The sequence below is a fragment of the Pseudomonas sp. P7758 genome, assembly GCF_013386485.1.
In the GTDB taxonomy this organism is placed as follows: Bacteria; Pseudomonadota; Gammaproteobacteria; order Pseudomonadales; family Pseudomonadaceae; genus Aquipseudomonas.
Genome location: NZ_JACARS010000065.1, coordinates 1 through 7288, shown reverse-complemented (window position 1 = coordinate 7288; position 7288 = coordinate 1). Strand labels below are relative to the sequence as shown.

Sequence of the window (7288 nt, the reverse complement as noted above, 5' to 3'; positions counted from 1 at the left end):
CCACCGGGCGCCCGGTGGCCTCATCGGCGAGAAACACCTTGGTCGAGCCCTCGGCATGCCGCGCGCCCCAGGCCATCAGCGTGAGGATGACCTGGCGCAAGTCCCGGCCCGCTTCGGTGAGGTGGTACTCATGGCGCGGCGGGTTGTCCTGGTACGGGCGCCGTTCCAGCAAGCCGCCGGCCACCAACGCATTCAGGCGGCGGGTCAGGGTGTTCGAGGCGATCCCGAGGCTCTGCAGGAACTCGTCGAAACGGCGCAGCCCGTAGAACGCATCACGCAGGATCAACAGGCTCCAACCATCACCGATGTGCTCCAGGGCACGGGCGACCGGGCAGGACATGGGTTGGAAGCTGGCTTTCTTCATGAGGGACTCCGGGAACTGTTGCTAAATATTACGCAAGTAATATTGCACAGTGGATTTCATAATGAAAGTCACTAGCTGAAATTTTTTGCAGCGATGGATGGCGGCCAGGCAGACGCAAAAAAGCCCCGGGATTCGGGGCTTTTCAGAGGGGAGGGTGTAGGGGGGCGTTTAAGCGCGGCTGTCTTTATGCCTGCGCCGGTTCCTGGCAGATACGTGAACCTGCGCGCCGCGAGCGCCAGCCAAGGCCCAGCACCATCAGCAAACCCAGGGCCGCCATGATCGCACCAGCCAGCGAAATGGCCGGGTAGCCCAGCCCTGCGTTGATCACTGCTCCCCCCAGCGCCGCGCCAATGGCGTTACCGAAGTTGAACGCACCGATGTTCATCGCCGAGGCCAGGTTGGGTGCATCCTTGGCGGCTTCCATCACGCGCATTTGCAGGGGAGGTACCAGCGCAAAGCTGGCGGCGCCCCACAGCAGGATCGACAAGGCGGCGGGCAGCGGCCATTGCATGAGCACAGAGAAGGCCAGCAGCACGGCAATCAGGACCACGAGCGACGTTATCAGGGTGCGGTCCACCGAACGGTCCGCAGACTTGCCGCCCCAGACGTTGCCGAGGGTCAGGCCGATCCCGAACAGCACGAGCATTGCGGTGACGAAGTTGGTCGAGGCGTGGGTGACATCCCGCAGAATCGGCGCGATATAGGTAAACACCGTGAACATGGCGCTGGACCCCACCACGGTCAACGCCAGCGCTGCCAGTACCGGCCCGCGGCCCAGTACGCGGATTTCGGCCATCAGGCTTGCCCCTTTTGGAGCGGGCGTATTCGGTAGCGCCCACCACAGGGCCACCATCACGAACGCCCCGAGCCCGCTGATGCCCCAGAACGCCGTACGCCAGCCGAAGTTCTCGCCGAACCAGGTTGCCAGGGGCACGCCACCGATGGTCGCCAGGGTCAGCCCGAGGAACATCGCGGCGACGGCCCCCGCGCGTTTGTCGGGCGCCACCACACTCGCTGCCACGATGGAGCCGATGCCGAAGAATGCCCCGTGATTCAGCGATGTCACCAACCGGGCGACCATCAGGGTCTGGTAGTCGGTGGCCAGGGCGGACAGCAGATTACCCAGGGTGAAAATGGCCATCAGGCCCACCAGCAGATAACGGCGCGCCACCCTGGCTGTCGCGAGGGTCATGATCGGGGCGCCGATCAGCACGCCCATGGCATAGGCGCTGACCAGCAGCCCGGCGGCGGGAATGGAAACACCGAGGTCGGCGGCGATCCCGGGCAACATGCCCATGGGGGCAAACTCGGTGACCCCGATGCCGAAGGCGCCGATGGACAGTGCTACAAGGGGTGGGTTGATACGCATAGGTGACTCCTCATCTTTGTATCAAATGCTACAATCACGACTTTTCAGGCGGTAGCCCTCGGCAGGGCACTACAGCTTTGCGTGGAGATCACAAGTGGACATAGGCGGTCGGTCGGGGGAGATGGCGGTGTTCGCCATGGTCGCGGAGCAGGGCAGCCTCTCGGGGGCGGCTCGGGTGCTGGGCCTCACGCCGTCATCCATCAGCCGCATCATCACCCGCATCGAGGGGCGCATAGGCACCCGCCTGCTGCTGCGCACCACCCGGGCGATCACGCTCACGGCCGAAGGCGAAGCGTATTTGCGCGGCGCCCGGCGGATCCTGGCGGACATGGCCGAAGTCGAGGATGCGATCACCGACCAGGGCGCGCCACGGGGGCGGCTGAGGGTCAGCGCGGCGCTCGCACACGGGCGGCTGTCGATCGTGCCGCTGGTTGCCGCGTTCAGCGCGCGCTACCCTGCCATCGTGGTTGAGTTGCGGCTGGAGGATGAGGTGGTGGATATCCTGGGCGGGCAAGCGGACGTTGCAATCCGCTTCGGTCAATTGGCCGACAGCCCCTTGACCGCTCGCCTTATCGGCTCCATCGGCGAGGTGATCGTGGCTTCCCCGGACTACCTGGCGCGTCATGGCACGCCGCAGGTGCCGCAGGATTTGCTCAACCACAACTGCCTGCGTTTCAACTTCCGCCGGGCAGCGCCCGACTGGCCGTTTCGCGTGGACGGGCGCGATTTTTCGCTGCAGGTGTCGGGTACGATCGAGGGTAACAGCGGGGAGGTATTGTCCCAGCTGGCCAAGCTGGGTGCCGGCATCGCGCGCATTGGCGCATTCAGCGTGGCAGATGACCTGGCCAGCGGTGATCTGGTGCCGTTGCTTGAAGCGTACAACCCCGGAGACCAGGAGCCGATTCACGCGGTGTTCGTCGGCGGCGCGGCGATGCCTGCGCGGGTCAGGGCATTTGTCGACTTTCTGGTGGAACACCACCCGGCGTGACCGCCACTGACACCACAGGCCGCTCCCCCCCCTGACGCAATCCTCTTGAATACTTGCCTAATCCTGCGATCTTGCCCACCCCTGCATAGCGCCTTGATGAACCAGGGTCTAAAGTCATTCCCATCGCCCGCTAGACTAGTCAAACCACGCGCGCGCGAACCAGACGGGCCATCGATGCCCAGCGGCGAGGCCCCGTCTTGCCGTCTAAAAATACTAAAAAATGCAACACCAACCGATGATCAGCGGGTGAGCCATGGAATTACGAATTAACCAGCAGACCCACCAAGTCGACGCCGAACCCGACACGCCCCTGCTCTGGGTCATCCGCGACAACCTGGACATGACCGGCACCAAATACGGCTGCGGCCTGGCGCAATGCGGTGCGTGTTCGGTGCTTGTGGACGGCAATGTCGTGCGTTCCTGCGTCACGCCCGTTTCCGGCGTGGTCGGCCGCGAAATCACCACCATCGAAGCCATCGAGTCCGATGACGTCGGCAAGCGGGTCGTCGCCACCTGGGTCGAATACCAGGTCGCCCAATGCGGCTACTGCCAATCCGGCCAGGTAATGGCGGCCACCGCGCTGCTCAAGCACACGCCCAAGCCCAGTGATGCGCAGATCGAGGCCGCCATGGTCAACCTCTGTCGCTGTGGCACCTATAACGCCATTCATGCCGCCGTGCATGACCTTGCGCAGAAGGGAGAGGCCTGATGAACATTCGCATTGATCCCACTGCGCTGCCCTTGGTCGCGGCGCTGACTGACCCGGTGAACCTGTCCCGCCGTCGCTTCCTGGCCAGTACGGCCGTGGGCGCGCTGGTGATCGGTTTTGGCCTGCCGCTGGGGTCTGGCCGAGTGCAGGCGGCCACCGCCGCGGCCACCGCCGAACGCGGTACGCAGGTGCCGGCCTTCCTGGAGATTCGCCCGGACAACACGATTCGTTTGCTCAGCCCGTTTATCGAAGGCGGCCAGGGCACGTTCACCGCGATGGCGCAGATTGTCGGCGAGGAGTTGGACGCCGACCCGGCCACGTTCCTGGTTGAGTGTGCCCCGCCCGGTGAAGCCTTTGTGGTGATGGAGAACGGCATGCGCATCACCGGCGGCAGTATGTCGGTGCGGATGAGTTACCCCACGATGCGCCGGCTGGGTGCGCTGGCCCGGGCCATGTTGCTGGAGGCCGGGGCGCAGGCGCTGAAGGTACCGGTGAGCGAGCTGTCGACCGAGCCGGGCAAGGTGGTACACGCGGCGTCCGGGCGTTCCCTTGCGTATGGCGAGTTGGCCGGGCGGGCGATGGACCTGCCGGTACCGGATGTGGCCAGTGTGAAGCTGCGCGACCCAAGCCAGTTCCGTTGGATCGGCAAGCCGGTGAAGCGTCTCGATGCGTATGACAAGTCCACCGGCAAGGCGCTGTACAGCATTGATATGAAGGTCGACGGCATGCTCCATGCCGCCGTGCAGCATGCGCCCCGACTCGGCATGACCGTGGGCAGCCTGCGCAACGAAGACCAGGTCAAGGCCATGCCGGGCGTGCATTCGGTGCATCGCCTGCCCGGTGCGGTGGCGGTGGTGGCCGAGCGTTGGTGGCATGCCAAGCGTGCGGTGGAGTCGATTCAGGTCGACTGGCTGGAGCCGACGGCTGATTCCAAGGTGCGCGGGATGCCGAAGGACTTTTCCAGCGACGAGCATTTCAAGCGCCTGGCCGCAGAAACCGGCCCGGCCCGTGATGATGAGAACGAGGGCGACGTGGCCGGCACGCTGGCCAATGCCAAGACCAGGGTCGAGGCCACTTACCACAACCAGTACCTGCACCATGCCCAGTTGGAGCCGCCTTCGGCGCTGGCGCGCTTCAACCCTGACGGTTCGCTGGAGATCTGGCTGCCGAATCAGGCGCAGGACATGTTCCTGGCCGATATCGCCAAGCGCACCGGCCTGGCCCCGGAGCGGATTACCCTGCATTCGCCGTTGTTGGGTGGTTTTTTCGGGCGGCACTTCCTGTATGACTCGGCCAGTCCTTACCCGCAGGCCATCGAGTTGGCCAAGGCGGTGGGGCGCCCGGTGAAGTTGATCTGGAGCCGCGAAGAAGAATTCCTGCGGGATGTGCTGCGCCCGGTCGCAGCGGTGAATTTCCGTGGGGCGCTGGACAGCGACGGCTGGCCGGTGGCGATTGAAGCGGTGAGCGCCACGGAGGGACCGACCGAGGCCCTGGCGGGCAAGCAGGGCGAGAAGCTCGACCCGACGGCCCTTGAGGGACTGTCCGGCAAGTCCTATGCGATTCCCAACAAGCGTATCGCGCAGATCTATGTGAAGGGCCCGGTGATGCTGGGCTACTGGCGTTCGGTGGGCAATTCGCTGAATGACTTTTTCTACGAATCCTTCCTGGATGAACTGGCCGACAAGGGGGGCAAGGACCCGTTCGAGTTGCGCCTGCATCTGTTGCGGGATAACCAGCGGCTGACCACCCTGCTGAAGGCGGTGGGCGAGTTGTCGGGTGGCTGGAAACGTGGGCCGTTTGTTGCCGAAGACGGCAGCAAGCGCGCACGCGGGGTGGCGATGGCGTCACCGTTCGGCACCCAGACGGCGGTGATTGCCGAGGTGTCGATCGAGAACGGCCAGGTCAAGGTGCATGACATCTGGCAGGCAATCGACCCGGGCAGCATCGTCAACCCGGCGATTGTCGAAGCGCAGGTGAATGGGGCGGTGTCGCTGGGCTTGTCCCAGGTGCTGTTGGAGGAAGCGGTGTATGTGGACGGCTTGCCTCGGGCGCGTAACTACGATTTGTACCCGGTGTTGCCGCCTTCGCGGATGGCCCGGGTGCACGTGCGCGTGATCGAGAGCGGGGAAAAAATGGGCGGTATTGGCGAACCGCCGCTGCCCGCCGTGGCGCCTGCCGTGGCCAACGCCGTCGCGGCGTTGACCGGGCAGCGTGTTCGCAGCATGCCGTTAAGCCGCCACTCCTTCACCTGACCGGGGCCTGAGCACTTATGAACAACCGTCGATTCGCAAGAACCGTTGGCTGGCTGGCGCTGCCGTGCCTGGTCGCCGCAGGCCTGCTGGCCTGGTATGTCACCCGCGAGCCTGTCTCGCCGCTGGGGGCCGAGCCCGTCGCCACGGACCCGGCGCTGGTCGCCCGAGGCGAGTATGTCGCCCGGCTCAGCGACTGTGTGGCGTGCCACAGCGTGCCCAACGGCAAGCCCTTTGCCGGTGGCCTGGAAATGGCCACGCCGCTGGGGGCGATCCACGCCACCAACGTCACGCCAGACCCGGAAACCGGTATTGGCAGCTACAGCCTCGCCGACTTCGACCGCGCGGTGCGCCAGGGTGTCGCGCCGGGTGGGCGCCGCCTGTATCCGGCGATGCCGTATCCGTCCTATGCCAAGCTCAGCGACGATGATGTGCGCGCCCTGTACGCGTTCTTCATGAAGGGCGTGGCGCCGGTGCAGCAGGCCAATATCAAGAGTTCGATCCCGTGGCCATTGAATATGCGGTGGCCGATCGCGCTGTGGAATGGCGTGTTTACCGACAGCAAGCCGTATGTCGCGAAGGCCGGGAAGGATGAACTGTGGAACCGGGGCGCCTACATCGTGCAGGGCCCGGGGCATTGCGGCAGTTGCCATACGCCACGGGGCCTGGCCTTCAACGAGAAGGCACTGGATGAAAGTGGCAAGCCTTACCTGGCCGGTGGCTTGCTCGATGGCTGGTACGCACCGAGCCTGCGGGATGATCCCAACACCGGCCTGGGGCGCTGGAGCGAGCCGGAAGTGGTGCAGTTCCTCAAGACCGGTCGCAACAAACATGCGGTGGTTTATGGCTCGATGACCGAGGCGTTCAACAACTCCACGCAGTTCATGAGCGACGATGACCTGGCGGCGATTGCACGCTATCTGCGGTCATTGCCGGGCGACGAGCAGCGCGACGGTGCGGCCTGGCAGTATCAGGCGGTGTCGGCTGCGCAACGCCTGGATGCGCCGGGTGCGCATACCTATGTGACCCGCTGCGCCTCGTGCCACGGGCTGGAAGGCAAAGGGCAACCGGACTGGATGCCGCCGCTGGCCGGCGCCACCTCCGCACTGGCCAAGGAGGACGCCTCGGCGATCAACATCACCCTCAATGGCTCGCAGCGCGTAGTGGCGGCCAATGTGGCGGACGCTTATCGCATGCCGGCGTTCCGTGAGCAGTTGTCGGACCAGGAGATTGCTGAAGTGCTGACGTTTGTGCGCGGCACCTGGGGCAATCAGGGTGGGGCGGTGGATGCCAAGGCGGTGGGCAAGTTGCGTGAGCACACGGGCCCGGCGAGCAGTAGCCCGATCATTCTGCAAATGCGCTGAGGGAAATGCGCCTTGTGAGGGAGGCGCTTTGTGTAGGAACTGCTTTATGTGGGAGCGGGCTTGCTCGCGAAGGCGGTGGGTCAGTGAAGAACTTGCTGACTGACACACCGCTTTCGCGAGCAAGCCCGCTCCCACATTTTCAGGCGCGTTTCGGCAGTTTCCAGTTGGGTCGGATGAAGTGGCAGGTGTAGCCATTCGGAATCCGCTCCAGGTAATCCTGATGCTCCGGCTCCGCTTCCCAGAAC

At 64.7% G+C, this 7288-nt stretch carries 6 protein-coding genes and 1 pseudogene; 4 read left to right on the top strand and 3 right to left on the bottom strand.

Features of this window, described 5'->3' with window-relative positions; all coding sequences use genetic code 11:
- A partial coding sequence (locus HX873_RS14145) for a helix-turn-helix domain-containing protein (RefSeq protein ID WP_177122825.1) occupies nucleotides 1-364 on the bottom strand: 364 nt, incomplete at its 3' end.
- A 184-nt stretch (nucleotides 365-548) separates the two neighbouring features.
- The gene (locus tag HX873_RS14140; RefSeq protein WP_134326311.1) at nucleotides 549-1733 is read right to left on the bottom strand and encodes an MFS transporter; all 1185 of its coding nucleotides are present in this window, start codon (nucleotides 1731-1733) and stop codon (nucleotides 549-551) included.
- Nucleotides 1734-1827: 94 nt separating this feature from the next.
- Between HX873_RS14140 and HX873_RS14135 the strand changes: the two genes are divergently transcribed.
- The 4 genes from HX873_RS14135 (at nucleotide 1828) to HX873_RS14120 (ending at nucleotide 7043) form a co-directional block, all read left to right on the top strand.
- The gene (locus tag HX873_RS14135) at nucleotides 1828-2721 is read left to right on the top strand and encodes a LysR family transcriptional regulator (protein WP_023658741.1); all 894 of its coding nucleotides are present in this window, start codon (nucleotides 1828-1830) and stop codon (nucleotides 2719-2721) included.
- Between the two features lie 253 nt (nucleotides 2722-2974).
- Nucleotides 2975-3430 (top strand): (2Fe-2S)-binding protein, encoded by a 456-nt coding sequence (locus tag HX873_RS14130; RefSeq protein WP_008434715.1) that lies wholly within the window; start codon nucleotides 2975-2977, stop codon nucleotides 3428-3430.
- Nucleotides 3430-5682 carry a molybdopterin cofactor-binding domain-containing protein gene (locus HX873_RS14125; protein ID WP_102368781.1) on the top strand — a complete coding sequence of 751 codons (2253 nt, stop codon included), beginning with the start codon at nucleotides 3430-3432 and terminating at the stop codon, nucleotides 5680-5682. The genes HX873_RS14130 and HX873_RS14125 overlap by 1 nt, the downstream gene beginning before the upstream one ends.
- 17 nt (nucleotides 5683-5699) lie before the next feature.
- The gene (locus HX873_RS14120; RefSeq protein WP_003215611.1) at nucleotides 5700-7043 is read left to right on the top strand and encodes a cytochrome c; all 1344 of its coding nucleotides are present in this window, start codon (nucleotides 5700-5702) and stop codon (nucleotides 7041-7043) included.
- A gap of 139 nt (nucleotides 7044-7182) precedes the next feature.
- Here HX873_RS14120 and HX873_RS14115 read toward each other — a convergent pair.
- A pseudogene (locus HX873_RS14115) lies at nucleotides 7183-7288 on the bottom strand (peptide-methionine (S)-S-oxide reductase); the annotation flags it as partial.

Excerpts from the sequence above, each read along its gene's own strand:
- HX873_RS14130 (WP_008434715.1), top strand. The coding sequence starts at position 2,975 with ATGGAATTACGAATTAACCAGCAGACCCACCAAGTCGACGCCGAACCC.
- HX873_RS14125 (WP_102368781.1), top strand. The coding sequence starts at position 3,430 with ATGAACATTCGCATTGATCCCACTGCGCTGCCCTTGGTCGCGGCGCTG.
- HX873_RS14140 (WP_134326311.1), bottom strand. The coding sequence starts at position 1,733 with ATGCGTATCAACCCACCCCTTGTAGCACTGTCCATCGGCGCCTTCGGC.
- HX873_RS14120 (WP_003215611.1), top strand. The coding sequence starts at position 5,700 with ATGAACAACCGTCGATTCGCAAGAACCGTTGGCTGGCTGGCGCTGCCG.